The following is a 25,309-nucleotide window of genomic DNA, read 5'->3' on the forward strand; positions in this document are numbered from 1 at the left end:
TTGTCACACCCTGAGCCATCACCGGCGGCCGATCCGTCGCCCCCAGGTCCATTTCCTTATACGGCGCCTACTGCGGCCGCAGTAGGCGCCGGTGGAGCTCACTCCACCCTTGGACGTACCAGGCCCGACTCGTACGCGATGACGACCAGTTGGGCGCGGTCGCGGGCGCCGAGCTTGGCCATGGCCCGGTTGACGTGCGTCTTCACCGTCAGCGGGCTGACTTCGAGGCGCTCGGCGATCTCGTCGTTGGAGTGCCCGCCGGCGACCTGCACCAGGACCTCGCGCTCCCGGACGGTGAGGGTGCCGAGCCGTTCGGAGCGGGCCGGGTCGCGCCCGTCGTCGGCGGGATCGCCCTGGGCGAGGAACCGGGCGATGAGCCCCTTGGTGGCGGCGGGCGAGAGCAGTGCCTCTCCGCCGGCCGCGATCCGGATGGCGCTGAGCAGTTCATCGGGCTCGGACCCTTTGCCGAGGAACCCGGATGCCCCGGCCCGCAGCGACTGCACCACGTACTCGTCGACCTCGAAGGTGGTCAGCATGACCACGCGGACCTGGGCGAGACCGGGGTCCGCGCAGATCAGCCGGGTGGCGGCCAGCCCGTCGGTGCCCGGCATCCGGATGTCCATCAGCACCACGTCGGCGCGCTCCTCGCGCGCGAGCCGCACCGCCTCCGCGCCGTCGGCCGCCTCGCCCACGACCTCCATGTCGGACTCGGAGTCGACCAGGACGCGGAAGGCACTGCGCAGCAGCGCCTGGTCGTCGGCGAGCAGGACGCGGATGGTCATGCGGAGTCCCCCGTGGCAGGCGTGCGGTTGTTGACGGGAAGGATCGCATGGACCCGGAAACCGCCGCCGTACCGGGGACCGGCGGTGCAGGTGCCGCCGAGCGCGGTGACCCGCTCGCGCATGCCCAGCAGCCCGTGCCCGCCCCCGTCCTGCGGTCCCTCGTCCTGCCCAGGCCCGTTGTCGAGCACGGTGACCTCGACGTTCGGTCCCACGCGTACGACGCTGACCTCGGCCTTCGCCGCGGGGCCCGCGTGCTTCTGCACGTTCGTCAGGGCTTCCTGGATGACGCGGTAGGCGGCCAGGTCGACGGCGGCCGGCAGGGCGGTGCCATGGTCGGCGCCGGCGACCTCGACGGGGAGACCGGCGTTGCGGAAGGTGTCGGCGAGCTCGTCGAGCCGGTGCAGGCCGGGGGCCGGCTCGGTGGGGGCCTCCGGGTCCCCGCTCTGCCGCAACAGCCCCACCGTCGCCCGGAGTTCGTTCAGCGCGGAGCGGCTGGCCTCCCGCACATGGGCGAGCGCCTCCTTGGCCTGGTCGGGCCGCTTGTCCATCACGTGCGCGGCGACGCCGGCCTGCACATTGACCAGGGCGATGTGATGGGCGACGACGTCGTGCAGATCGCGGGCGATCCGCAGCCGCTCCTCGGCGACGCGGCGGCGCGCCTCTTCCTCCCGGGTTCGCTCGGCCCGCTCGGCACGCTCCCGTATGGCGTGCACGAAGGCGCGCCGGCTGCGTACGGCGTCGCCCGCGGCGGCGGCCATTCCGGTCCACGCGAAGATGCCGAGGTTCTCCTGGGTGTACCAGGGCAGGGGGCCCGCGAGCATCGCGACCGCCGTCAGCAGGGTCATGGTGAGCAGACCGAGGCGCCATGCCGTGGGCCGGTCGGTGGCCGAGGCCACGGTGTAGAGGGCGACGACGGCGCACATCACCACGGGGCCGCGGGGGTCGCTGGACACCAGCTCCACGAGCGAGACGGCGACCGTCGCGGCGAGGACCGGGATGGGGGCGCGGCGGCGGAGGACGAGGGCCGCCGCGCCGAGCACCATGAGCGTGAGGCTGAGGGGGTTCGGGGTGCGGACGCCCCAGGTCGCGGCGTGATCCGCGTGCGGGTCGATGACGGAACTCGCCGCCATGCAGACCAGGACGCCGGCGGCGAGGGCCGCGTCGAGGGCCAGCGGGTGGGCCCGGGCTCTGCACCTGGTGCGCTCTAGCGTGCTCACCCGTGCAAAGGTACGGGGCCCTTGGCGGGGGCGGAACGGTGCTACCCGGGTACCTGGGGTGGTGCGGAGGGCCCACGCGCGCGGGCCCCTGCGGGGGGCGTGTACGCGGGTCACCCCGCCCCGCCCCCTACAGGCTGCCGCTGCCCGCAGCTACGACGTCACCCCGGGATCAAGCCGTCGTCCCGGAGCATGGCCCGGACTTCTTCCAGGGTGGCGTCCGGGGCGGGGAGGATGAGTTCCGACGGCTCGAGGGAGTCGTCGGGGAGCGGCGTGCCCAGGCGGCGGACCGCCTCCAGGAGGGCGCCCAGCGTGCGGCGGAAGCCGTCCTGGTCGCCGCTCTCCATGGCGGCGAGCAGCTCGTCGTCCAGCTTGTTGAGTTCGGCGAGATGGCCGTCGGCCAGCTCCACCTGGCCCTCCCCCATGATCCGTACGATCATGTCGCCCTCCTCAGGCGTGGGCCCCGACTACTGCTTGTCGAAGCGTGGAGTGTCCTGTGGCTGCTGGGACTGGGCCTTGCCCGAGCCGCCCTCGATCGCCTGCTGCGACGAGGAGCCGCCCGCCAGCTCCGCCTTCATCCGCTGCAGCTCCAGCTCTACATCCGTACCACCGGAGAGCCGGTCCAGCTCGCTCTGGATGTCGTCCTTGGCCAGTCCGGACTGGTCGTCGAGGGCGCCGGAGGCGAGCAGCTCGTCGATCGCGCCGGCCCGCGCCTGGAGCTGAGCGGTCTTGTCCTCGGCGCGCTGGATGGCCATGCCGACGTCGCCCATCTCCTCGGAGATGCCGGAGAAGGCCTCGCCGATCCGGGTCTGCGCCTGGGCCGCGGTGTACGTCGCCTTGATCGTTTCCTTCTTGGTGCGGAAGGCGTCGACCTTGGCCTGGAGGCGCTGGGCCGCAAGGGTGAGCTTCTCCTCCTCGCCCTGGAGGGTCTGGTGCTGGGTCTCCAGGTCGGTGACCTGCTGCTGGAGCGCGGCCCGGCGCGAGAGCGCCTCGCGGGCCAGGTCCTCACGGCCGAGCGCGAGCGCCTTGCGGCCCTGGTCCTCCAGCTTCGTCGACTGCGACTGGAGCTGGTTGAGCTGCAGCTCCAGACGCTTGCGCGAGGTGGCCACGTCGGCGACACCGCGGCGCACCTTCTGCAGCAGCTCCAGCTGTTTCTGGTACGAGTAATCGAGGGTCTCGCGCGGGTCCTCGGCCCGGTCAAGGGCCTTGTTCGCCTTCGCGCGGAAGATCATCCCCATACGCTTCATGACACCGCTCATGGGCTTCGCGCGCCCCCTTCTGACGGACTCCGGATCCAGCACCTGCGACAGAACCCACAGTACGGGCCCTGCATCCATTACTGCACTGTTCGGGGACGGATGCGCTCATCCCCAAGGACGACTGCGTACGGCCCCACTCCGGCGTAGGGAGTAGGTGTCCCCCGAGGGTCCACGAGGGATCCTGCGGGATTCACCCGGCCGAACCGTGAGCAACGTCCGCTCTGTCCCCTACAGACGCCCGGTGTTGCCGGATCGTTCCCCAGTCCGCGGCGGTCCATGCCCCCGCACCCCGTACCCTTGGGTTTTGTGTTCCGTAGCCGTGCCAAGGAAGAGAAGGCACCCGCCGACAAGGCGCTGGTGACCGACTCCAAGATGCCCCGTGACCCGCAGGCCCCCAAGGGTCGCCCCACGCCCAAGCGCAGTGAGGCCCAGACCCAGCGCCGCAGCGTGGCCAAGACTCCGACGTCGCGGAAGGAGGCATCCAAGCGGCAGCGTGACGACCGCCGAGTCCAGCTGGAGAAGCAGCGCGCGGCGCTGGCCAGCGGCGACGAGCGTTATCTGCCCGCCCGCGACAAGGGTCCCGTGCGCAAGTTCGCGCGTGACTTCGTGGACTCCCGGTTCTGCGTCGCCGAGTTCTTCCTGCCGCTGGCCGTGCTGATCCTGGTCCTGAGCATGGTGCGGATCGGTTCGCTGCAGAACATCGCGCTGCTGCTGTGGTTGATCGTGATCGTGCTGATCGTGCTCGACTCGGTCGGCATCGCGATCCGCCTGAAGAAGCAGCTGAACACCCGCTTCCCGGACGCGCCCAAGAAGGGCGCCGTCCCGTACGCGCTGATGCGCACGCTCCAGATGCGTCGACTCCGGCTGCCGAAGCCGCAGGTCAAGCGCGGAGAGCGGCCCTGAGCGCGACATCTTTCTCCGGGGGCGCGGCGGATGCCTGGCTGAGCAAGCTGGGCGGGCTGCGTGATGTCGTACGACAGGAGCTGGTGGCCCGGCAGCTCGACGAGCAGATAGCGGGCCGCTACCCGGTCGGACAGCGGCTGCGGGTCCTCGATGTCGGGATGGGCCAGGGCACCCAGGCGCTGCGCCTGGCCCGGGCCGGCCATCAGGTGACCGGTCTGGAGCAGGACGCCAGGATGCTCGCCGTGGCCCGGGAGGCGCTGGCCGCCGAACCCGAGGGCATTCGGGGGCGCGTCCGGCTCATCGAGGGGGACGGCCGGGAGACCGGGGTCCACTTCCTGCCGGGCAGCTTCGACGTGGTGCTGTGCCATGGCGTGCTGATGTACGTCGAAGAGCCCGATCCGCTGCTCGCGGGCCTGGCGCGGATGCTGGCGCCCGGCGGCCTGCTCTCCCTCCTGGTGCGCAACGCGGACGCGCTGGCCATGCGGCCGGGCCTGTCCGGCGACTGGGCCGGGACGGTCGGCGCCTTCGACTCGGTCTCCTACACGAACCGCCTCGGTCTCGACGTCCGCGCCGACCGGCTCAGCACGCTGACGGCGACCCTCGCGGGCATCGGGGCACCCCTGGGGACCTGGTACGGCGTGCGGGTCTTCACCGACACGGCGGCGGACGAGGCGGTGGTCCCGCCGGACCTGGAGGCGCTGTTGGCCGCGGAGGAGCGGGCGGGGCGTACGGATCCGTACCGTCAGGTCGCCGCGCTGCTGCACCTGTGCGGTGTGCGCGGCTGACGACGCCGCCTGTTCGGGAGTACGGGCCCGGGGTGCCGCCTGTTCGGGAGTACAGGCCCGGGGTGCCGCCTGTTCGGGTGTGCACCGGAGGCTGAACCAACCGCCAAAAGGGACACTTCGGGCATGGATGCTTTCCCTGCCCGCGCCTTCACCCGTACGCGCACCCGTAGCCGAGTGCGCCGGATCCTTCCCGCGGCCGCCTTCGTCTGGTGCGTGACGCTGCTGGCCGGCTGCTCGGAGTCCGGGTCCGCGTCCGGTGAGGACGGCGTGACGACGACCCAGGCGGCCGCGCCGAGGGCCGCAAGCGACCTCCAGGACGACTACCAGAAGGTCATCAAGAACGTCCTGCCCTCGGTCGTACAGATCCAGGCGAGCAGTGATCTGGGGTCCGGGGTCGTGTACGACGGCAACGGGCACATCGTCACCAACGCCCACGTGGTCGGGAACGAGAAGACGTTCAAGGTGACCACGGCCAACAGTGAGGACGTGCTGACGGCGCGGCTCGTCTACTCCTATCCGGAGCAGGACCTGGCCGTCATCAAGCTGGAGAAGGTGCCGGACGGGCTGAAGGCGGCCGCCTTCGCCGACTCGTCGAAGGTGGCGGTGGGCCAGATCGTCCTGGCGATGGGCTCCCCGCTCGGGCTGTCGTCCAGCGTGACGCAGGGCATCGTGTCGGCGACCGGACGGACCGTCAGCGAGGGCAGCAGCGGCGGCGGCACCGGGGCGACCATCGCGAACATGGTGCAGACGTCGGCCGCGATCAACCCGGGCAACAGCGGGGGCGCCCTCGTCGACCTGGACGGCCGGGTGATCGGCATCCCGACGCTGGCCGCCTCCGACCCGGGCCTCGGCAGTACCGCGCCCGGCATCGGATTCGCGATCCCCTCGTCGATGGTGAAGACGGTCGCCGACCAGATCATCAAGGACGGCAAGGTCACCGACTCGGGGCGGGCCGCGCTCGGCATCACGGGCCGGACGGTGGTCGACGACAACTACACGGCCGCAGGTGTCGCCGTGGTCGACGTCAAGGACGGCGGCGCGGCCGCCAAGGCGGGCATCCAGCCCGGGGACATCATCACCGGGCTCGGTGGCACGGACATCAGCTCGATCACCTCCCTGTCCGAGGCGCTGGCCGCCGAGAAGCCGGGCGACCGGACGAAGCTGACGTACACGCGGGGCGGGGCCGAGAAGACCGTCGACGTCACCCTGGGCGAGCAGTGAGCGGGGCTGCCGGGAGCGGTACTCCCGGCAGCCCCGTGGGCCTGCGCGCGCGACGCCCGGTACGGGACCTACGCGTCCTCGGCGTGCAGGCTCATCGGCCCGTAGATCTTCGTGGTGTCCTCGAACAGCAGGACCTGGTCGGCCCCGCCCTCCGCGAGATCCTTCCAGTGCTCCCCGATCCAGGACTCGGCGTCCCCCTGCGTGGTGAACTCCTCAGGCGCGACCGAGGGCTGGACCTCCGCCCCGTCGGCCTTCTCGAACCGCCACGTCCATGCCGCCATGTACGCCTCCAAGGTATGAGCACACTGCACAGCAGTCCCCGGACAAGATCCGGTTCCTGTCCGAAGCCTAGCCGGACGCGCAAGACCAGCACCGACAGGCGAAAATCATCCCCGTGGAACTGACTCTGCTCGGCACCGGCGCCCCGGCGGGCCTCCCCCGCCCCGACTGTCCCTGCGCGGCCTGCGCCACCGCGGTCGGCGCGGACGCGCGGGCGGCGACCGCGCTGCTGGTGGACGGGACGCTGCTGCTCGACCTCACGCCCGGAGCCGCGTTCGCGGCCGCCCGCGCGGGCCATTCGCTGGGCGGCGTACGGCAGGTGCTGCTGTCGCACCCGCACAACGGGCCGGCGGTGGAGGTCCCGGCGGGGCTCCCGCAGCCCGGACGGGTGCCCGACGGTCGGGAGTTGGCGCTGCTGACCGGGCACCGGGTGCGGGCGGTGCCGATGGACGCGCCGGGGACCGGGTACGCGGTCACGGGCCCCGACGGACAGCGGCTGCTCTATCTGCCGCCGGGTGCGGCGCCCGCCGGACTCGACGAGAACGGCGAGCCGTACGACATGGTGGCCGTCGACGTGGTGGGCCGCCCGGACGCGTTGGCGAAGCTGCGCGCGGCCGGTGCGGTCGGTCCGGCGACGGACGTCATCGCCGTCCATCTCGACCACGACGTGCCGCCGGGGCCCGAACTGCACCGCCGGCTCGCCGCCGCCGGAGCGCGCACGGTGCCGGACGGTGCGACGCTCGTGGTCGGCGTCTACGAGGACGTGCCGGACGTGCCGCGCCGCACGCTGGTCCTCGGCGGTGCCCGCTCCGGCAAATCCGTCGAGGCCGAGCGGCGCCTGGAGGCGTTCCCCGCGGTGCTGTACGTCGCGACCGGCGGCACCCGTGACGGGGACAGCGAGTGGGCCTCGCGCGTGCACACCCACCGTGAGCGCCGCCCCGGGTCCTGGCGTACGACCGAGACCTGCGACCTCGTGCCGCTGCTCGCGGCGGACGGCCCCCCGCTGCTCATCGACTGTCTGTCCCTGTGGCTGACGGACGCGATGGACGCGGTCGACGCGTGGGACGACGCGGAGTGGGCGAGCGGCGGTGAACGCGCCCTGCGCAAGCGGGTGGCGGAGCTGACGGGCGCCGTGCGCGCCACCCGCCGGACCCTCGTCGCCGTCTCGAACGAGGTCGGCTCCGGCATCGTCCCGGCCACCGCGTCCGGCCGCCGCTACCGCGACGAACTGGGGCGGCTGAACGCGGCGTTCGCGGCGGAGTGCGAGCACGTGCTGCTGGTGGTGGCGGGCCAGGCGCTGCCGCTTCGGGGCTGACGGCGGCCGGGACCGGGCGCCGAGACGGCGGCTCAGGCGATGCGACGGGCGATGATCCGGTACGTGTTCGAGAAGCGGGTCCGGCGGAGCAGCGGGGCGAGGGCGTGGTCCAGGGCGGAGGCCACGGCCAGGAAGGGGACCGTGATCCGCGTCAGGGCGGTACGCACCAGGCGCTGGAGTTCGGTGGGGGGCTTGGCCCGCCAGGGTGCGTCGATGTCCGGCAGCAGCCGTGCGCAGAGCAGGGAGACGGCGCCCGTCAGGTCGTACGGGATGTGCGGTTCGCGGCGGTCGGTGGAGACGACCTCGAAGCCGAGGGAGGTGAGTTCGGCGAGCAGGTTGGCCAGCGGCATCAGGTGCAGGTGCTGCGGCTGGCCGTACGAGACCCACCACTTGCCGAGCAGGGTGCCGAACACGCAGGCGGGGTCCGGGACTTCGACGAGGAGGTGGCCGCCGGGGCGCAGGACCGCCAGGGCGGCGCGCAGCTCCTCGCGCGGGTCGGGGGCGTGCTCCAGGTGGTGGAACATGCTCACGACGTCGTAGCGGCCGCGCAGCCGCTCGGCGAGCTCCGGGTCGGTCAGGCGCCCGAGGTGGGCCTCCTCGACCCGCCCGGCCTCACGCGCCTTCTCGACGCGCACGGTGAGGTCGACGCCGTCGAAGGCGGTGTAGGGGTGGACCTCGCGTGCGGTCTCCGGGAAGTGCCCGTGTCCGGTGCCGACGTCCAGCCAGCTCTCCGGTTCGGGGAAGCGCAGCATCGCGCGGGCCGCGGCCCGGTGGCGTCTTCGGCTGCCGCGGGCGGCGAGGATGCGTTCCGCGAAGCCTTCGTGGCCCTCGTGGAAGTCCAGGTGGTAGAAGGCCAGGCCCTCCGCGGTGAGCCGGGGGTTCTGGAAGGCGTGGCCGCAGTCCAGGCACTCGTCGACGACGAAGGTGCCGGGCTGGTGCCGGCGCAGATCCGTGGTGCGCAGCCGGGTGCGGAGCCGCTGCGCGCCGCACCAGGGGCAGTCCTCCCTGCGGGGCTCGTGGAACCGTTCCGTGCCCAGGGCGAGTTCGCTCAGGTACGCGGCGCGGCGCGAGGCGCTCGTGTGCGGGATGGAGATCATGGCGGCTCCTGGACCCGAGGGGCAATTCACTGCAAAACGGAACGTATGGGATTCCGATCATGGGTGCAATGACGTGGCGCAGCCGTGTTCGATCGCGGCCGGTACTGTTCGGCGAATGAGCTCGCTTAATCTCGACGACTTCACCGATCTGATCGAGCGCCCCGACGGTGGTGTGCGCCGCGACGCCGAGGCGCGCAGGGAGCGGCAGAGCGTGCCGCCCGGGTCGCTGGGGCGGCTCGACGACCTGGGTGAGTGGCTGGCGGCCGCGCAGTCCGCGGTGCCGGTGCGGCCGGTCGAGCGGCCTCGCCTGGTGCTGTTCGCGGGCGACCACGGTGTCGCCGGACTCGGCGTGTCGGCCCGCCCCGCGGGCACCGCCGACCAGTTGGTGCGGACGCTCCTGGAGGGCGGCAGCCCGGCCGCGATCCTCGCCCGCCGGCTCGGCGTACCGGTGCGCGTGGTGGACATGGCCCTGGACTGCGAGCCCGAGTCGCTGCCCGCGGACGTCGTACGGCACCGGGTGCGGCGCGGCTCCGGGCGGATCGACGTCGAGGACGCGCTGAGCACGGAGGAGGCGGAGGCGGCGTTCCTGGCGGGCGTCGCGGTCGCCGACGAGGAGGCGGACTCCGGCACCGATCTCGTCGTACTCGCCGATGTGAGCGTCGGCGGGACGACCGCGGCGGCGGTGCTGATCGCCGCGCTGTGCGGGACCGATGCCTCGGTGGTCACCGGCCGGGGCGGACGGCCCATCGACGACCTGGCGTGGATGCGCAAGTGTGCGGCGGTCCGTGACGCGCTGCGTCGCGCCCGGCCCGTCCTCGGGGACCAGCTGCAGCTGCTCGCCACGGTCGGCGGGGCCGATCTCGCGGCGATGACCGGGTTCCTGCTCCAGTGCGCGGTGCGCAAGACGCCGGTGATCCTGGACGGCGTCGTCTCCGCCGCGTGCGCTCTCGTCGGGCAGCGGATCGCCTTCCGGGCCCCGGACTGGTGGCTGGCCGGGCAGAACAGCGGCGAGCCGGCGCAGGCGAAGGCGCTCGACCGGATGGCGCTCGAACCCCTGCTCGACCACGGGGTCACGGTCGGCGAGGGCGCGGGCGCGCTGCTCGCGCTCCCCCTGGTCCAGGCGGCGGCCGCGCTGGCGGCGGAGCTGCCGGAGACTCCCGGGAAGGACGCGGAGGCCGCCGGCCCGGAACAGGAAGCGGAGGCCGCCGGCCCGGAGCCCGAGCCGGCGACCCCCGGCCCGGAACAAAAGCCGGCGACCCCCGGCCTGGAACAGGAGCTGGAGACCCCCGGCCCGGCACCCGAAAAGGAATAGCCGGAAACCGGTCCAGCCGCCCCGCCACCACAACACGGCGCCCCGGCCCCGCCGGAATCCGCCGTCCCCACCCAGCACGGGGCGGCGGATTTTTCCTGCCTCCGCCATGGCCCGGGGCCCGGAGAACCCGCGGTCACGGCGTGCCTCCACCACGGTATAACGCCCCATATCATCGCCATTTATGGGAGATACCCGAATTGCCGCTGTACACGAACGGGTTCCGGCCCGCCACGACCACGGGGACCGCCGGTCCACCGGGACCTCCCGGCGAAGCGCCGCCTTCGCCGTCTGGTACGTGCGGACCGTCGCGTTCGTCAACTTCCTGAGCGCCGCCTGGGTGTCCCTCGGACAGGACGTACGGCGGCACAACACGGAGAACTACTTCACGCCGTATCTCCTGACGGCGGGGTTCGCGTCCGGGGTGTTCACGATGTTCCTCGCCCTCACCCTGCGCCGCCGCAAACGGGCCGCGTGGATCCTGAACCTCGTCCTCAGCGGGTTGTTCCTGATGCTGTTCGCCTTCGCGATGGCCTTCCCGGAGATCCGGCAGTACGCGCAGAACTGGATCTCGCTCGGTCTGACCGCGGCCTTCGTCGCCTCGCTCGTCGTCGGCCGCCGGGAGTTCTACGCGAAGGGCGACCGCTCGAACCCGAAGCTCGCCGCGGCCGTCGCGGTCGGCGGTCTGCTGGTCACCTCGCTGCTCGCCGCGCTCCTGGTCACGGTCACCAACCACGCGCACGACGCGCACCGTTCGACCTTCCTGGACCGGTGGCGCTACGGCACCCTGCGGCTCGTCTCGGTCGCCGCCGACGACGCGCACGTCCCCGGGATCACGACTCCCAACTGGGTCAACGTCACCATCAACGTGTTCAGCACCCTGCTGGTGCTCGCCGTCCTCTACGCGGCCTTCCGCTCCCGCCGCGCCGTCGACCCACTCACCGAGGACGACGAGAAGCAGTTGCGGCAGCTGCTGGAGAAGAACGGCGACCGGGACTCGCTCGGCTACTTCGCGCTGCGGCGCGAGAAGAGCGTGGTGTGGTCGCCGACCGGCAAGGCGGCGGTGGCGTACCGGGTCGTGGGCGGTGTGTCACTGGCGTCCGGCGACCCGATCGGCGACCCCGAGGCCTGGCCCGGCGCCATCGAGCCCTGGCTCGCCGAGGCGCGCGAGCACGGCTGGATCCCGGCGGTGATGGGCGCGAGCGAGGAGGCCGGCACCATCTACGCCCGCCATGGCCTTGACGCACTCGAACTGGGCGACGAAGCCCTGGTGGAGACCGCCGAGTTCACCCTCGAAGGGCGGGCCATGCGCACGGTCCGCCAGGCCTACAACCGGGTGAAGCGGGCGGGCTACGAGGTCCGCATCCGGCGGCACGAGGACATCCCCGCCGAGGAGATGGCGTACCTGCTGCGGCGCGCCGACGACTGGCGGGACGGCGCCACCGAACGCGGCTTCAGCATGGCCCTCGGCCGGCTCGGCGACCCCGAGGACGGGCAGTGCGTGATGCTCGAATGCACGGACGCGCACGGGGAGTTGAGGGCCGTGCTGTCCTTCGTGCCGTGGGGGCCCGGCGGGCTCTCCCTCGACCTCATGCGACGCGACCGCGACTCCGAGAACGGACTGATGGAGTTCATGGTGATCGAACTCCTGCGGCGCGCCCAGGAGATCGGGATCACTCAGGTCTCGCTGAACTTCGCGATGTTCCGCTCGGTCTTCGAACGGGGCGCACGCCTCGGCGCGGGGCCCGTGCTGCGGCTGTGGCGCTCGCTGCTCAGCTTCTTCTCGCGGTGGTGGCAGATCGAGTCGCTGTACCGCGCCAACGCCAAGTACCGGCCCATCTGGGAGCCGCGGTTCCTGCTCTTCGAGAAGAGCGCGGACCTGCTGCGCATCGGCGTCGCCTCGGCGCGTGCCGAAGGCTTCCTGGAGGCGCCGGGCCTGCCGAAGTGGCTGCACCGCAAGCACCTGGAGTCGCACCGATGAGCCACGACTTGAGCACGGTCGCGCGGACCGCCGGATGAGGGCACTCGCCCGCTTGGCCCGCGCCGAGTGGGGAGCGCTGTACGTCACCGTGCGCGCGGCCCTGGCGGCCGGGCGCCTGCGGGCGATCCCGATGACCCTCGGGGCCGTGTGCCTCACGGCGCTCCTGCAGTTCGTGCAGAACCAGTCCTGGGGCTTCCGGTTCGTCCAGAACATCGGCGCCGTACAGGCCCAGGACCCGCTGTGGCTCGCCCTGCTGCGCTCCCCGCTCTCCCTCTTCGTGCCGGCGCTGGATCTCCCCGTGTGGGGCGCCCTGGCCCAGATCCTCCTCGTGTTCGGGATCGCGGAGATCTGTCTGGGCTGGTGGCGCACGCTCGTCCTCGCGTACGTGGCCACGCTGGCGGGCACGCTCTACGCGCGCGTGGGCATCGCGCTCGGCCCCCACCACCCGCTGGGGCTGCCCGCCTCGGACGCGCAGATCGTCGACACCGGGCCCTCGGCGGCCGTGGTCGGGCTCGCCGTCTTCGTCGGCTGGCGGTTCGGCGCGCACGTCACGGCCGGACTGGTGATCGCGTCGATGCTCGTGGAGGTGGCGTTCAAGGACAACCTGGCGGGCAAGGAGCATCTGGCGGCCATCGCGGCGGTGCTGGTGGTGTGCGGACTCTCCGCGCTGCGTCACCGGCGGCACCGGCGTCACCGGCCTCCGGGCAGCGAGCGGGCGGGCTCGGGGTCCGGCTTGCCGCCGATCCACTCCTGAAGCCTGCGGCGGGGGCGCGCCCAACGGCGGTCGTGATGGTAGGCGCGCAGGCTCGACCTGGCCCGGGCGCGCGGCCGCCGGCGGTAGAAACGCTTGGCCCAGGGCGAGCCCGGGCGGGCCAGCCGGATCGCGCCGACCAGCGCGACGAGCGGGACGATCACGCCGAAGATCGCCGTACGTCCCTTGCCCTTGCTCAGGGCGAGCAGCGCGAACACGAAGTTGACCGCGACGCTCACGACGACGCCGCCGCGGTCCTGGAGCTCCTGGTGGCTCAGGTCGTTGACCCCGAACGGCAGGAATCCGCCGAGCACCAGCCCCACCAGGGCCGCCGTGACCACCACGACCTCGACGCTCTTGCGGCCGGCCTCGGACCAGTAGACGTCGTCGAGGTGCAGGATCAGCGCGAACTCGTCCAGCACCAGGCCCGCGCCCATCCCGAAGACCACCGCGAACGCGCAGGCGCCGAAGCCGTGCCGGGCGCTGGCCACCGCGCCGAAGCCGCCGATCACGGTCAGTACGACACCGGGGACCACGTGGTGGATGTGCAGCCCCCCGGCCTTGACGTTGCCGAACGGGCCCTTGCCCGCGCGGATCAGCCGGACGACGACACGCGTGATCACGAAGGTCAGCACGAAGGAGGCGAGTGCCAGCAGCAGGGGGAGCTTGCCCGGCTCGACGATGTTGCGATGCAACCAATGACCCATATGCGAACTTTATCCATGGCCGCCGTACCCGCTCCTCACCCGGCCGGATAACCTGCGCCGGTGTCCAGGACCCCCCTCGCCGACGGCCTGCGCTTCGCGTTCGGCACCCTTACCGTGCTGCCCGTCAAGGTGACCCGCTGGGATCGCGGGGCCGCGCGCGGCGGGATGCTGTGCGCGCCCGCGGCCGGGCTGGTGGTGGGTCTGGGCGCCGCCGCCGCGGGCGTACTGCTGCTGGCCCTGGGCGCGGGCCCGCTGCTCGCCGCCGTGGCCACCGCCGCCGTACCGGCCGCGCTCACCCGGGGACTGCACCTCGACGGGCTCGCGGACACCGCGGACGGGCTGGGCAGCGGGAAGCCCGCCGAGGACGCCCTGCGGATCATGAAGCAGTCGGACATCGGCCCGTTCGGCGTGGTCACCCTGCTGTTCGTGCTGCTCGCCCAGGTGGCCGCGCTCTTCCAGGCGTACGACGTCTCATGGGCGCGGGGCGCGTGCGCGGCGGTCGTCTCGGCGGCCGCGGCCCGGCTCGCGCTCACGCTGGCCGCCCGCAGGGGCGTGCCCCCGGCCCGGCCCGAGGGTCTGGGCGCGGCCGTCGCGGGCACGGTGCCCGTGCGGGACGCGCTGCTCGTGGCGGCCGGGGTGGTGGGCGCGGCGGCGGGCACGGGCGCGCTCTTCGGGACGTACGGCGTCGTGCGGGGCGCGCTCGCGGTGCTCGCCGGCTGCGCCGCCGCCGAACTGCTGCTGCGCCACTGTGTCCGGCGGTTCGGGGGCGTCACGGGCGACGTCTTCGGCGGGCTCGCGGAGACGGCGGCGACCACCGCGCTGGTGGTTCTGTCCCTCACCCCCTGACGGTCGGTCCCCCGGGACCGGCCGTCTGTCACCGCACTGAAACGATCAGCCGCAACCCGTCGATCCTGCGTCGCACCGCCACTAATCTGAGCCGCCGAACAGACAACAGATCGTGATCGGGGGACGTCTGTGCCGAAACTTCGCCGTGCCACGGCCTGGCTCATCGACTTCGCACTGGTGCTCGCGGCGGCGTCCGCGCTCGCCGTGCTCACCTTCCACCGGATATCCGCGCTCGTGACGGACGTACCCGAGCTGGCGACGCGGGGCGGCTGGGACCTCCTCACCTCGCGCGGCGACGTCATCGACGCCTCCGAGGGCTTCGGGATCCATGTGTGGGAGAAGGTGGTCCGCGATGTGGAGCAGGCCTTCGGACTGCTGGTCGTCGCGACCTTCCTCTACCAGTGGGCCACGCTCGCCCTCGCCGGCCGGACCGTCGGCAAGGCCCTGCTCGGTCTGAAGGTCACGCCGAGCCGCCCGCGCCGGGCCGCACTGCGGGCGGCGGTGACGACGACCGCCGATGTCGCCGTGTACGCGCTGGCCTGTGTGCTGCTGGTCGAGGGCGAGTTCGTGCTCTCGGTGCTGGTGTGGGCCGTCGCCGTAGTGATCTTCTTCCTCAACGCGCTGCCGGTGCTCTCGCCGACCCGGCGTTCACTGGCCGACCGGCTGGCCGGGACGGCGGTCACGGGCTTCGGGCTCAGCACGCCCGCCGCCACACCCCCAGTGCGTACTTTTTGAGCATCGAGCTCAGCTTCATACGGCGGGCCTCCGGGCAGAAGCTGCCGGTCGTCAGCTCGTACTCGACATGGAAGACGGCCTTGCCCGCCTTGATGAACGGCTCCAGCTCCCCGCACTCCTCGTACTGGGCGCACTGTTCGTTGACCGCGAAGTCGAAGTCCCCCACCAGCTGGGGGACTTGGCCGAGGTCGTTCTTCAGTCCGACGGCCAGGCCGCGTTCGTGGGCCAGTTCGGCGACGAGCCGGTTGTAGCGGAGCTGGTCGGCGGCCTTGAGCGGGAAGCCGGTGCGATTGCGGTAACCGTCCATGTTGTCCGGCTCCACGGCGTCGAAGCCCTTCTCGCGGCACATGTCGATCCGGGCCGCCATCAGCGGCTTCAGGACATCGGTACGGCGGATGTCGAGCCAGCGCTCGCCCTGCCAGCCGTTGCCGCGCCCCAGCACGGATTTGGGGAACTTCCCGGCGTCCGGGCGGAACTCCTCCCAGGCGCCGGCCGACAGATAACAGATGGCCTTGCGGCCGTCGCGGTGCAGGCCTGCGACCGTCGCCTGAGAATGGTCGAAGCCGTCGATGTCGTAGACCGGGACGTCGACGGAGGTGTCGAGGTGCCCGCTGAGCTGCCACTGCCAGGCGGTGCCGGGGCGCGGCTGCCAGCGGGCGGCCGGTTCCTTGTCGTCGGACCCGCTCGTGCAGCCCGCGATCAGCAGCAGCAGTACGGCGAGCAGGGCGGGGCGTCTCATCGAGCGGGCTCCAGGGCGTGCGGCAACGTACCCCAAGGATGATCCCCGACGCCCGGCACCGCGCAGTGGACGGTGGCCCCCCGGGCCCGGGACGGGCCCGTGAGGTCGATGCCGGACGGCACGCCGTAGACCAGGTGGCACAGCCGTGTGCCGGCGCCCTGCCACGGCGTGAAGCGCTGGGTGCGGTACGTCTCCCAGCTGCCCTCGAAGGTCACCAGGAGATCGGCGACCCTGGCGTACGAGGGGTGCGGTGCCGTGCCGTGGTTGAGGACGAGGGTGCCGCAGCCGGCGCCCCACGCGGCCGCGGCTAGCCGCCGGTAGTAGCCGAACTCGGCGATTCCCGCGGCCGCCTGGTCGAGGAACGCGCCGTCGGCGCCGTACCAGGAGCGGTGCCGGGCGAGGTCGCGTACGACATCGGCGTGCGGCCTGCGGCCGTAGTCCGTGTCGGCGTACCCGAGCACGCGTACGTCCGCCGCGCGCAGTTGGGCCGCGACCTCCGCGAAGGCCGGGTCGGGGCCATCGCCGGGGCCGCTGGCCGGATTCAGCACGACCCCGTACAGGCGGGGTGCGGCGGCGACGATCGCCCGCCACTCGGCAGGGCGGACGGACGGGTGCTCGTAGTAGGGCACGAGGAGGGTCCCCGGCCCGGTGGGCGTGCTCATCGGTGGGCCGTCGCCCTCCCCAGCAGCCCGCAGACGAGCCCCGCCAGCGCGGTGGCCGCCACGCCGTACACGATCAGGCCGATCCGGTGCGGGCTGCCCGCGTGGGTCGCCAGCGCCACGGTCTGGGCCAGCGCCGCGACGCAGCAGACCACGGCGGCACTCAGCACGGCACCGAAGGACTGGAGCAGCAGCCCGGTCCAGAGCACCACACCCAGCACCAGCAGCGACACGAGACGGATGCCGCCCACGCCCGGCGCGTGCGGCCACAGGACGGAGGTGGCGAGGCCCAGGGCGAACAGCGCCGCCAAATATCCGCCGAGGCACTGGACCAGGGTGCGCGCGGTGGTCCGCCAGAAGTCCCTCGACGTGCTGCTGGAGCGCAGGCCCGCGAGGCTACCGCTGCGGAACCGGTGGAGCAGCCACTCGGCCGGGCCCATGCTGAGCGTCAGGGCGACCGCGGCCGGCGCGGCCACCGCGGTGTGCGTGCCCGCCAGTACGTCCCCGAGCGCCGCGTACAGCACGAGGACCCCGCTGCCGAGCCCGAAGAGGGCGTACGGCAGGGAGCCGGCGAGCCAGGGTGCGGCCGACCGCGGCCGGTGCCCGGGGTCGCTGCCGAACATCCCGAAGGGCAGCAGTGCCGCCCAGCCGGCGGCCCAGCTCCCCTCCCCCAACTCCCGCACTGCGGGCGTCACTTCGAGCAGGGCGAGCAGGGCGACGGCGGCGAGCGAGCCGAGCAGCAGGGCCAGTCTCACCAGGTCCGGGACCGGATGGACGAGCGCCAGGACCGCGCCGCCGGCCATCGGCAACAGGGCCCCGAGCAGCGCCCGTTCGCGGCCCAGCACCAGCAGGACGGTGGCGGCGGCGAGGTAGCAGGACTGCCCGGCGGCGAAGGCGACGGCGCCGGGATGCGCCGCACCCGCCGCGGCCAGGGCGACCACCGAACCGAGCAGCGCCCCCACCGGGGCACCGACGAGCAGCGAGCGGCGGGCGGCCGCGCGGTCGCCGAGGCCCAGCCAGGAGTAGGCCCGGTGGGCGAGCCCCTGGTTCCAGGTCCAGCCGCAGAGGGCGCCGGCCAGCAGGGGGATCGTCCCGGCCGGGAGGCCCAGACCGTCGCGGGGGCCGGCGAGCAGCGGTGCGCCCAGGACGTATCCGAGGCCGGGCAGGGCGAAGACGACACCGCGCAGCAGACAGCCGAGGAGGCCGATCTGCCACGGGTCGTGGACGGGTCCCGCGGGCTCGGGATGGCGGCGCTCGACGCGCTCGAAGAGTTCCTCGGCGAGCGCGAAGGAGTTCTTGCATCCGTAGCGCTCGCGTATCTGGTCGTCCGACATGCCGTCGGACTCCAGCAGCGCGGCTATCTCGTCGGGGTGGACGGCAGCCGCTATGAAGTCGTCCAGGCGCTCGGCGAGTTCGTCGACCGGGTCGGGGCCGGCCCAGCTGGGCGCGCGGCGCTGCCGCGGCACGTACGGGAGCGTGTCCTCGTACGTGCCGGGTGGCATCCGCAGCGAACCGCTCACCAGTCGGCCCCGTCGGTGGCGACCGCCTTGTACCAGGGGTCGCGCAGTTCGAGGGTCCAGTCGGCGACGGTCTCCAGGGTGGGCTCGTACACCTCGGGCAGCCCGGCGAGCTCCTGGTAGATCGTCCGGAAGGCGTCCACGGAGCGGCGGAGCGTGAAGCGGTCGATGACCCGCTGGCGGGACAACTGACCCAGTTCCAGGCGCCGTTCGTCGTTGCGCAGCAGGGTGAGCGCGGCGGCGGCCATCTTCTCCGGCTCGCGCGGCGGCACCACGATCCCGGTGTCGCCGACCGCCTCGCGCACTCCGCCGACGTCGGTCGACACGGTCGTACGGCCGCAGGACATGGCCTCGATGATCGAGAAGGGGAAGCCCTCGGAGATGGAGGAGAGCATCACGACGTGGCCGGCCGCGTAGGCCCGCCACACCTCGCTGATCCGCCCTTCGAAGGTGAGCCCGTCGGTGACGCCGAGTTCGGCGGCGAGCTTCTCCAGCCGGGTGAGGTAGGCCTCCCCGCCGGCCGGTACCGGGCCGAACAACCGCAGCCGGGTCTCGGGGAGTTCGGCGCGCACCATGCCGTAGGCGCGCAGCAGGGTCTCCAGGTCCTTGATGGGGTCGACGCGGCCGCACCAGGTGAGGGTCGGCACCTCGGGTTCGGGGCCGGCGTGCGGGAAGGCGTGCGGGTCGACGCCGTTGTAGACCGTACGGATCTTGTCGGCGTCGGCGCCGCCGCGCTCCTCCCAGCGGCGGTTGTACTGGTTGCAGGGGGTGATGAGGTCGGCGGCGCGGTAGCCGAGGGAGTTCAGCTCGCGGTAGAAGCCGAGCATGAACGCCTTGACGGGCCAGCGCTGTTCGGCGCTGCGGTAACCGAGGTAGCGCTCGCGCAGATAGATGCCGTGCTCGGTGAGCAGGAACGGGACGCCGTCGAGGTGGTGCGCGGCGAGGGCGGGCAGGGTGGCGAGGCCGCTGCTGACGGCGTGGGCCACGGAGTCCTCGGGGATGCGCACCCCCAGCGGGCGCAGTGCGTGTTCCAGGAGGTCGGTGGCGGTCAGCGCGTCGTGCACGGTGGGCCGGGCGGCGGCCGTGGACAGATGCGGCATCGTCCAGATCCACATCAGCGAGCGCAGCGCCGACTCGGTGCGCAGGGCCGCCGACAGCCGTCCGTCCCGGGCGAGTTCGGCCAGTTCGTAGAGCGCCTGGCCGAAGTCGCAGTGCGCCTCGGGGTCGAGGAAGGACAGCAGGAAGCGCTCGTAGGTGTCGGTGAAACGCCGGCGGGCCCGGCCCAGCGGCGCTCGCGCGCGCCCCGGCCGCGGGCCCCAGGTCGGCACGGAGGTGTGCCGGTAGATGTTGGGCGGCAGCTCCCAGGTCACGGGTTCGCGGCCGCTGCCGGTGAGCGAGACGATGTGGAAGTCGACCTCGGGCATGCCCTTCACGAGCTGGTCGCACCAGGTGCTGACCCCGCCGTGGACGTGCGGATAGGTGCCCTCGGTGAGCATCGTGACATGACGGCCGGTGCGCATCATGCAGTTCCCCCCTGTGGAACATGACATACGGCTCGGTAGCGCACCCCGGCCGGTCCTGGCCGGGGTGCGCCTGGTGCTGCGGTGCCGCCTTACGAGGGCAGGGTCAGCGTGAGAGCGGTCTGCAGTAGTTCCGGCGTGGTCCAGGCCGAGCGCTCTCCCGCGTACGGCGTCCCGAACGCGGTGGTGCCGAGCAGGGTGTTCTTCTTGGTCCCTTCGGGTGCGGTCACCGGGATGTGGATCCCGGAGGGAGCGGTGACGGTGACGGTCGTGCCGACGCGGTACGCCGTGACACTGCCGTTGCCGACGGCGCTCTGCCAGGCGGCCCGGTACTTGAGCTCGGTGCCGATCGCGCTCTGCCGAGGGTTCTCGAGCGGGGTGTTGTCGGCGTAGAGCGCCCGGTAGTCGGCGAGGACCTTGTCCAGGACCGGGTACAGCAGCCGGTCCTCGGCCAGGTTGGACTGGTGCGCGTAGTGCGGTCGCGGGTCGTTGCTGATGGCGTGCCCGAGCGCCGTGCGGGCCTCCTGCGGCACGATGTACGAGTCATATCCGGTGCTGCTGGACAGGGGCTCGGACAGACACGTGGACGTGGGGTTGTCCTCGCACAGACCGCTGCCGCCGTCGGCCTTCGAGGTGTAGATCCAGTTGTACTCGTCGGCCATCTCGGCCTCGGTGCCGGTGTTGTAGTACACGTTCATCGGGTAGCGCGGCACGGTCAGCGCGCTGCCCGCCGCACGCTGCGCCGGTTCGCGGGAGTTGTCCGACGCCGTCCACTTGACGCCGTTGTCGGCGAGGGCTCCGGCCAGGTTCGGGTTGTCGGCGGGCTGCTGCGGCAGCGACTTCAGACCCGAGTGCTCGCCGGTCACCAGCTCGGTGCGGTCGGTCGAAAGGCCGTGGGAGAGCGCCCAGTTGTAGTTGTTGCCGATCTCCGCCGAGATGTCGGCGCGGCTCACGTACTGGGTCGAGCCGTCCGCGTTCTTCGCGCAGCTCCACGGCACCGTCGAGGTGTCCTGGACGCAGCCGAGGAAGGCGTGCGTGTACGTGTGGTTCACCCAGCGGTACTTGGCCTTGTCGGCGAGCAGCTTGTCGGTGAGGGCGTCGACGTTGCCGTTCTCGCTCTTCCACTCCTCGCCCGAGCCGGCGTTGAAGGCCAGGTCGAGCGTGAAGCCGCTGGCCGCCTCCCACTGGGCGGCGTAGGCCGCGTCGTCCGCCGTCATCCGGATCGGCGTGGTCCCCTCGCCGTCACCGCCCACGCAGTCGAAGTCTCCGGGCGTGCAGTTGCGCACGGTGTCCCAGCGACTGTCGGGTGCGAAGACATCGTCGACATGGACAGAAAAGTAGTTCCTGTTCTGCCCGAGGTGTACGCCCTGTGTCAGCCATTCGACGATGCCGCGCGCCAGCACCCGGAACTGCTGCTGGTACTGGTTGTACGCGAAGGTGACCACGAGCTCGCGGCGCCCGTCGTGGGCGTACTCGCCGATGAGGCTGCCGCGGCCGGTTCCCGACGGCACGGCGATGTCGACATAGCTGGTGAAGCCCGTGCGGGGCTTCGCCACATAGCCGTAACTCTCCTGGATGTCCGGGGCGTTGTCCTCGAACGCGACCGGTCCGTCGAGGTACCCGAAGGCGCCCGCCCTGCCCTCGGTGGTGACGGCGGCCTGCTTGCCGTCCAGGCTGCCGCTCCAGCCGCCCGCGGTGGTGTAGTCGAGACCCACCTCCGGATGCGCCCAGGTGTAGGCGTCGACCTGCGGGATGCCGTAGGTCTTCTCGTACGTCTCCAGGGCCGTCTGCTCGGCCGAGCCGGCGCCGAACGGCGCCTCGTTGGGCAGGACCACGCCCTGGTACTTGGCCCGGGGCGTGCCGCCGACGGTGTCGCTCAGGAACGCCGTGTCGATGGTCGGACGGCCCGAGGCGTTGAGGTCCACGGTGGTGTACGGGATGCCGGTGTTCTTCAGTTCGGCGGTGATGGCCTCGACGGGGCTGTCCCCGTTGTCCACCACCAGCACCTTGAGATCGATGCGTGGTGCCGGCGCGGCAGACGCACCGGGCGCCCCCAGACCCAGTACCAGCAGACCGGCGGCCGCCATTGCGGCGGCCGCGTCTCTCCATCTGTGCGCGCTCTGCGCCATGTTGGTCCCTCCCCCAGCAAGATCCTCTTGTGGTCGATACGAGGAGGATCCGTGGAAATCATGCAAAGCGGCGAGCCGCATGCTCACCGGAACCCGACGAGTGTGACTCAGGTCACACGATGGGGTGGGTGATAAGTGGCTACCACGCCACTGACGGGTGAACGCCCGGCCGGATGAGCGAAACGCCGCCCGCGCGTAGGCTCGTCCTCGGCGCCCCCGGGCCCGGTCCGAGCCCCTGCCGCGCACCGATCTAGGGTCTGTCGTACAGGCCCGGTCGACCCACCCCCGCTCGACCAGCGCAATTTCAACGGAAGCGAGATTTCACCACCGTGACTGCTCTCACTCTCAGCACCGCAGCGGTGTCCGGCCTGCGCGCCGACGCCGTCGTCGTCGGTGTCGCGAAGGGCGCCCGGGGCCCGGTCGTTGCACCGGGCGCCGAGGCCGTGGACAAGGCCTACGACGGCAGGCTCGCCGACGTCCTGGAGACCCTGGGCGCCTCGGGTGCCGAGGGCGAGGTGACGAAGCTGCCCGCGCCGTCCGGCTTCAAGGCACCCGTGGTGGTCGCGGTCGGCCTGGGCTCCGTCCCGGAGAAGGACGAGACCTACGGCGCCGAGTCCCTGCGCCGCGCCGCCGGAGTCGCGGCCCGCGCGCTGGCCGGCACCAAGAAGGCCGCCTTCGCGCTGCCGCTCGCGGACGCCGCGGACGCCGGCGCCGTCGGCGAGGGCGCGCTCATGGGCGCGTACACCTTCGACGCGTACAAGGAGAACGGCAAGGAGGCCAAGGCCGGCGGCAAGGCTCCGCTCGCCGAGGTCACGCTGCTCGGCGGCAAGCCCCGCGACAAGGCGTTCAAGGCCGCCGTCGAGCGCGCCGTCGCCGTCACGGAGGAGCTCAACCGCGCCCGCGACCTGATCAACACCCCGCCGAACGACCTGACGCCGGAGGCCTTCGCCGCCGTCGCGCAGACCGCGGCCAAGGAGCACGGCATCAAGGTGCAGGTGCTCGACGAGAAGGCGCTGGAGAAGGGCGGCTACGGCGGCATCCTCGGCGTCGGCGCCGGTTCCGCCGCCGCTCCCCGCCTGGTCAAGCTGTCGTACACCAGCTCCAAGGCGAAGAAGCACCTCGCCCTCGTCGGCAAGGGCATCACCTACGACTCGGGCGGCATCTCGCTGAAGCCCCCGGGCCACAACGAGACGATGAAGTGCGACATGAGCGGCGCCGCGGCGGTCTTCGCCGCGGTCGTCGCCGCCGCGCGCCTGGGCCTCGAGGTCAACGTCACCGGCTGGCTGGCGCTGGCCGAGAACATGCCCTCCGGCTCGGCGACCCGCCCCGGTGACGTGCTGCGCATGTACAGCGGCAAGACCGTCGAGGTCCTCAACACGGACGCCGAGGGCCGGCTGGTCCTCGCCGACGCCCTGTGGAAGGCCTCGGAGGAGAAGCCGGACGCGATCATCGACGTGGCGACCCTGACGGGCGCCATGGTGCTGGCCCTCGGCAACCGCCTCTTCGGCGTGATGGCCAACGACGACGCGTTCCGCACCGCGGTCGTCGAGGCCGCGGAGGAGGTCGGCGAGGAGTCCTGGCCGATGCCGCTGCCGACCCACCTGCGCAAGGGCATGGACTCCCCCACCGCCGACATCGCCAACATGGGCGAGCGCATGGGCGGCGGCCTGGTGGCCGGTCTGTTCCTGAAGGAGTTCGTCGGCGAGGGCATCACCTGGGCGCACCTCGACATCGCGGGACCGGCCTACAACGAGCAGGGCCCCTTCGGCTACACCCCGAAGGGCGGCACCGGCTCCGCCGTGCGCACCCTGGTCCGCCTGGCCGAGCTGACGGCGGCGGGGGACCTGGGCTAGCCCCGGACACAGCCCCGCGCCACCGCGCGGGGCGCTGTCACGGCCCCGGGCGCACGACCGCCCGGGGCCGTTTTGTCCACCGGGAACAGCACACTGCGACGTCTCACACATGGGCCCGGCGTCTCGAACGGCGCCGACAAGTGCGAAGATGGGTTCTCGGCAGGACAGGGCCCCCACCACAGGGCCGAAGAAGAGCGGCCGGACACCAGCCGCCGACCGGTCACTGCAGACCGGCGTGGCGCACATGCATGGAGGACGTGACGTGGCGAACGACGCCAGCACCGTTTTCGACCTAGTGATCCTCGGCGGCGGTAGCGGCGGTTACGCCGCGGCCCTGCGCGGAGCGCAGCTGGGCCTGGACGTCGCCCTGATCGAGAAGGACAAGGTCGGCGGTACCTGCCTGCACCGCGGGTGCATCCCCACCAAGGCTCTGCTGCACGCGGGCGAGATCGCCGACCAGGCCCGCGAGAGCGAGCAGTTCGGTGTCAAGGCCACCTTCGAGGGCATCGACGTGGCGGCCGTCCACAAGTACAAGGACGGCGTCATCTCGGGCCTGTACAAGGGTCTGCAGGGGCTGATCGCCTCGCGCAAGGTCACCTACATCGAGGGTGAGGGCCGTCTGTCCTCCCCGACGTCCGTCGACGTGGACGGCCGGCGCATCCAGGGCCGCCACGTGCTGCTGGCGACCGGCTCCGTGCCGAAGTCGCTGCCGGGCCTGGAGATCGACGGCAACCGCATCATCTCCTCGGACCACGCGCTGGTCCTGGACCGCGTACCGCAGTCCGCGATCGTGCTGGGCGGCGGCGTCATCGGCGTCGAGTTCGCCTCGGCGTGGAAGTCCTTCGGTACGGACGTCACGATCATCGAGGGTCTCAAGCACCTCGCCCCGCTCGAGGACGAGAACTCCTCCAAGCTTCTTGAGCGCGCTTTCCGCAAGCGCGGCATCAAGTTCAACCTGGGCACCTTCTTCTCGAAGGCCGAGTACACCCAGAACGGTGTCAAGGTCACCCTTGCCGACGGCAAGGAGTTCGAGGCCGAGGTGCTGCTCGTCGCCGTCGGCCGCGGCCCCGTCTCGCAGGGCCTGGGCTACGAGGAGCAGGGCGTCGCGATGGACCGCGGCTACGTCCTGGTCGACGAGTACATGCGCACCAACGTTCCGACCATCTCCGCCGTCGGTGACCTGGTCCCGACGCTCCAGCTCGCGCACGTCGGCTTCGCCGAGGGCATCCTGGTGGCGGAGCGTCTGGCCGGTCTCAAGACCGTTCCGATCGACTACGACGGCGTCCCGCGGGTGACGTACTGCCACCCCGAGGTCGCCTCCGTGGGTATCACCGAGGCCAAGGCCAAGGAGATCTACGGCGCGGACAAGGTCGTCGCTCTGAAGTACAACCTCGCCGGCAACGGCAAGAGCAAGATCCTCAACACCTCGGGTGAGATCAAGCTCGTCCAGGTGAAGGACGGTGCCGTGGTCGGCGTCCACATGGTCGGTGACCGTATGGGCGAGCAGGTCGGCGAAGCCCAGCTGATCTACAACTGGGAGGCGCTGCCGGCCGAGGTCGCGCAGCTCATCCACGCGCACCCGACGCAGAGCGAGGCGCTCGGCGAGGCCCACCTGGCCCTCGCGGGCAAGCCGCTGCACTCCCACGACTGACCGGCCCCCGGCAGATCAGTCCCTGCGTCGCACCTGGGCGCGACGACCACAGACTTC

23 protein-coding genes are annotated in these 25,309 nt (G+C 72.0%); 11 read left to right on the forward strand and 12 right to left on the reverse strand.

Annotated elements, in window-relative coordinates; all coding sequences use genetic code 11:
• Positions 1-98: 98 nt before the first annotated feature.
• From ACFVYF_RS02275 to ACFVYF_RS02290, 4 genes are all read right to left on the reverse strand, one after another.
• The gene (locus ACFVYF_RS02275; protein WP_389449441.1) at positions 99-782 is read right to left on the reverse strand and encodes a response regulator; all 684 of its coding nucleotides are present in this window, start codon (positions 780-782) and stop codon (positions 99-101) included.
• Positions 779-1,999, reverse strand: a complete 1,221-nt coding sequence (locus ACFVYF_RS02280; RefSeq protein ID WP_389449444.1) for a sensor histidine kinase — start codon at positions 1,997-1,999, stop codon at positions 779-781. The genes ACFVYF_RS02275 and ACFVYF_RS02280 overlap by 4 nt, the downstream gene beginning before the upstream one ends.
• A 158-nt stretch (positions 2,000-2,157) precedes the next feature.
• The gene (locus tag ACFVYF_RS02285) at positions 2,158-2,436 is read right to left on the reverse strand and encodes a hypothetical protein (protein WP_389449446.1); all 279 of its coding nucleotides are present in this window, start codon (positions 2,434-2,436) and stop codon (positions 2,158-2,160) included.
• A 27-nt stretch (positions 2,437-2,463) separates the two neighbouring features.
• Positions 2,464-3,255, reverse strand: coding sequence for a PspA/IM30 family protein (locus tag ACFVYF_RS02290; RefSeq protein WP_389449449.1), 792 nt, complete (start codon positions 3,253-3,255; stop codon positions 2,464-2,466).
• Between the two features lie 276 nt (positions 3,256-3,531).
• Between ACFVYF_RS02290 and ACFVYF_RS02295 the strand changes: the two genes are divergently transcribed.
• The 3 genes from ACFVYF_RS02295 (at position 3,532) to ACFVYF_RS02305 (ending at position 6,164) form a co-directional block, all read left to right on the forward strand.
• Positions 3,532-4,158, forward strand: a complete 627-nt coding sequence (locus tag ACFVYF_RS02295; RefSeq protein ID WP_389449452.1) for a DUF3043 domain-containing protein — start codon at positions 3,532-3,534, stop codon at positions 4,156-4,158.
• An 83-nt stretch (positions 4,159-4,241) separates the two neighbouring features.
• On the forward strand, positions 4,242-4,943 hold the full coding sequence (locus ACFVYF_RS02300) for a class I SAM-dependent methyltransferase (protein WP_389449455.1): 702 nt from the start codon (positions 4,242-4,244) through the stop codon (positions 4,941-4,943).
• A 123-nt stretch (positions 4,944-5,066) separates the two neighbouring features.
• Positions 5,067-6,164 carry a S1C family serine protease gene (locus ACFVYF_RS02305; protein ID WP_389449457.1) on the forward strand — a complete coding sequence of 366 codons (1,098 nt, stop codon included), beginning with the start codon at positions 5,067-5,069 and terminating at the stop codon, positions 6,162-6,164.
• A gap of 68 nt (positions 6,165-6,232) precedes the next feature.
• Here the strand turns inward: ACFVYF_RS02305 and ACFVYF_RS02310 are convergent, their stop codons facing one another.
• Positions 6,233-6,445: a hypothetical protein gene (locus tag ACFVYF_RS02310; RefSeq protein ID WP_383287012.1), complete on the reverse strand. Its 213-nt coding sequence runs from the start codon at positions 6,443-6,445 to the stop codon at positions 6,233-6,235.
• Between the two features lie 113 nt (positions 6,446-6,558).
• Here ACFVYF_RS02310 and ACFVYF_RS02315 point away from each other — a divergent pair, with 113 nt between their 5' ends.
• On the forward strand, positions 6,559-7,758 hold the full coding sequence (locus tag ACFVYF_RS02315) for a bifunctional adenosylcobinamide kinase/adenosylcobinamide-phosphate guanylyltransferase (protein WP_389449460.1): 1,200 nt from the start codon (positions 6,559-6,561) through the stop codon (positions 7,756-7,758).
• A 32-nt stretch (positions 7,759-7,790) separates the two neighbouring features.
• Here ACFVYF_RS02315 and ACFVYF_RS02320 read toward each other — a convergent pair whose 3' ends face one another.
• Entirely contained in the window at positions 7,791-8,855 is a 1,065-nt protein-coding gene (locus ACFVYF_RS02320) for a class I SAM-dependent methyltransferase (protein WP_389449464.1), read from the reverse strand.
• Between the two features lie 115 nt (positions 8,856-8,970).
• On the opposite strand from ACFVYF_RS02320, the gene cobT reads away from it, so the two are divergent.
• The 3 genes from cobT to ACFVYF_RS02335 all read left to right on the forward strand — a co-directional run bounded on the left by cobT (position 8,971) and on the right by ACFVYF_RS02335 (position 12,899).
• Positions 8,971-10,167 (forward strand): nicotinate-nucleotide--dimethylbenzimidazole phosphoribosyltransferase, encoded by a 1,197-nt coding sequence (gene cobT, locus ACFVYF_RS02325; protein ID WP_389449467.1) that lies wholly within the window; start codon positions 8,971-8,973, stop codon positions 10,165-10,167.
• 181 nt (positions 10,168-10,348) lie between these two features.
• On the forward strand, positions 10,349-12,145 hold the full coding sequence (locus tag ACFVYF_RS02330; RefSeq protein ID WP_389449470.1) for a phosphatidylglycerol lysyltransferase domain-containing protein: 1,797 nt from the start codon (positions 10,349-10,351) through the stop codon (positions 12,143-12,145).
• A 34-nt stretch (positions 12,146-12,179) separates the two neighbouring features.
• Positions 12,180-12,899 (forward strand): hypothetical protein, encoded by a 720-nt coding sequence (locus ACFVYF_RS02335; RefSeq protein ID WP_389449473.1) that lies wholly within the window; start codon positions 12,180-12,182, stop codon positions 12,897-12,899.
• Here the strand turns inward: ACFVYF_RS02335 and ACFVYF_RS02340 are convergent.
• Positions 12,836-13,603, reverse strand: a complete 768-nt coding sequence (locus tag ACFVYF_RS02340) for a hypothetical protein (protein WP_389449476.1) — start codon at positions 13,601-13,603, stop codon at positions 12,836-12,838. The genes ACFVYF_RS02335 and ACFVYF_RS02340 overlap by 64 nt on opposite strands.
• A 60-nt stretch (positions 13,604-13,663) precedes the next feature.
• Here ACFVYF_RS02340 and ACFVYF_RS02345 point away from each other — a divergent pair, with 60 nt between their 5' ends.
• Positions 13,664-14,449, forward strand: a complete 786-nt coding sequence (locus ACFVYF_RS02345) for an adenosylcobinamide-GDP ribazoletransferase (RefSeq protein ID WP_389449479.1) — start codon at positions 13,664-13,666, stop codon at positions 14,447-14,449.
• 129 nt (positions 14,450-14,578) lie between these two features.
• On the forward strand, positions 14,579-15,184 hold the full coding sequence (locus tag ACFVYF_RS02350) for an RDD family protein (RefSeq protein WP_389449482.1): 606 nt from the start codon (positions 14,579-14,581) through the stop codon (positions 15,182-15,184).
• On the opposite strand, the gene ACFVYF_RS02355 is transcribed toward ACFVYF_RS02350, so the two are convergent.
• From ACFVYF_RS02355 to ACFVYF_RS02375, 5 genes are all read right to left on the reverse strand, one after another.
• Positions 15,144-15,923: an endo alpha-1,4 polygalactosaminidase gene (locus tag ACFVYF_RS02355; RefSeq protein ID WP_389449485.1), complete on the reverse strand. Its 780-nt coding sequence runs from the start codon at positions 15,921-15,923 to the stop codon at positions 15,144-15,146. The two genes, ACFVYF_RS02350 and ACFVYF_RS02355, sit on opposite strands and share 41 nt — an antisense overlap.
• Complete coding sequence (locus ACFVYF_RS02360; protein WP_389449488.1) at positions 15,920-16,585, reverse strand: spherulation-specific family 4 protein; 666 nt, start codon at positions 16,583-16,585, stop codon at positions 15,920-15,922. Before ACFVYF_RS02360 ends, ACFVYF_RS02355 begins: the two co-directional genes overlap by 4 nt.
• Complete coding sequence (locus ACFVYF_RS02365) at positions 16,582-18,102, reverse strand: hypothetical protein (protein ID WP_389449491.1); 1,521 nt, start codon at positions 18,100-18,102, stop codon at positions 16,582-16,584. The genes ACFVYF_RS02360 and ACFVYF_RS02365 overlap by 4 nt, the downstream gene beginning before the upstream one ends.
• The gene (gene pelF, locus ACFVYF_RS02370; RefSeq protein ID WP_389449494.1) at positions 18,099-19,622 is read right to left on the reverse strand and encodes a GT4 family glycosyltransferase PelF; all 1,524 of its coding nucleotides are present in this window, start codon (positions 19,620-19,622) and stop codon (positions 18,099-18,101) included. The genes ACFVYF_RS02365 and pelF overlap by 4 nt, the downstream gene beginning before the upstream one ends.
• 89 nt (positions 19,623-19,711) lie before the next feature.
• On the reverse strand, positions 19,712-21,748 hold the full coding sequence (locus ACFVYF_RS02375; protein WP_389449497.1) for a hypothetical protein: 2,037 nt from the start codon (positions 21,746-21,748) through the stop codon (positions 19,712-19,714).
• A 329-nt stretch (positions 21,749-22,077) separates the two neighbouring features.
• On the opposite strand from ACFVYF_RS02375, the gene ACFVYF_RS02380 reads away from it, so the two are divergent.
• Positions 22,078-23,601 (forward strand): leucyl aminopeptidase, encoded by a 1,524-nt coding sequence (locus ACFVYF_RS02380; protein ID WP_389449500.1) that lies wholly within the window; start codon positions 22,078-22,080, stop codon positions 23,599-23,601.
• A gap of 262 nt (positions 23,602-23,863) precedes the next feature.
• Positions 23,864-25,252: a dihydrolipoyl dehydrogenase gene (gene lpdA / locus ACFVYF_RS02385; protein ID WP_389449503.1), complete on the forward strand. Its 1,389-nt coding sequence runs from the start codon at positions 23,864-23,866 to the stop codon at positions 25,250-25,252.
• Positions 25,253-25,309: the final 57 nt, after the last annotated feature.

Origin of the sequence: Streptomyces sp. NPDC058274 (genome assembly GCF_042881375.1) — a bacterium.
Classification (GTDB): domain Bacteria; phylum Actinomycetota; class Actinomycetes; order Streptomycetales; family Streptomycetaceae; genus Streptomyces.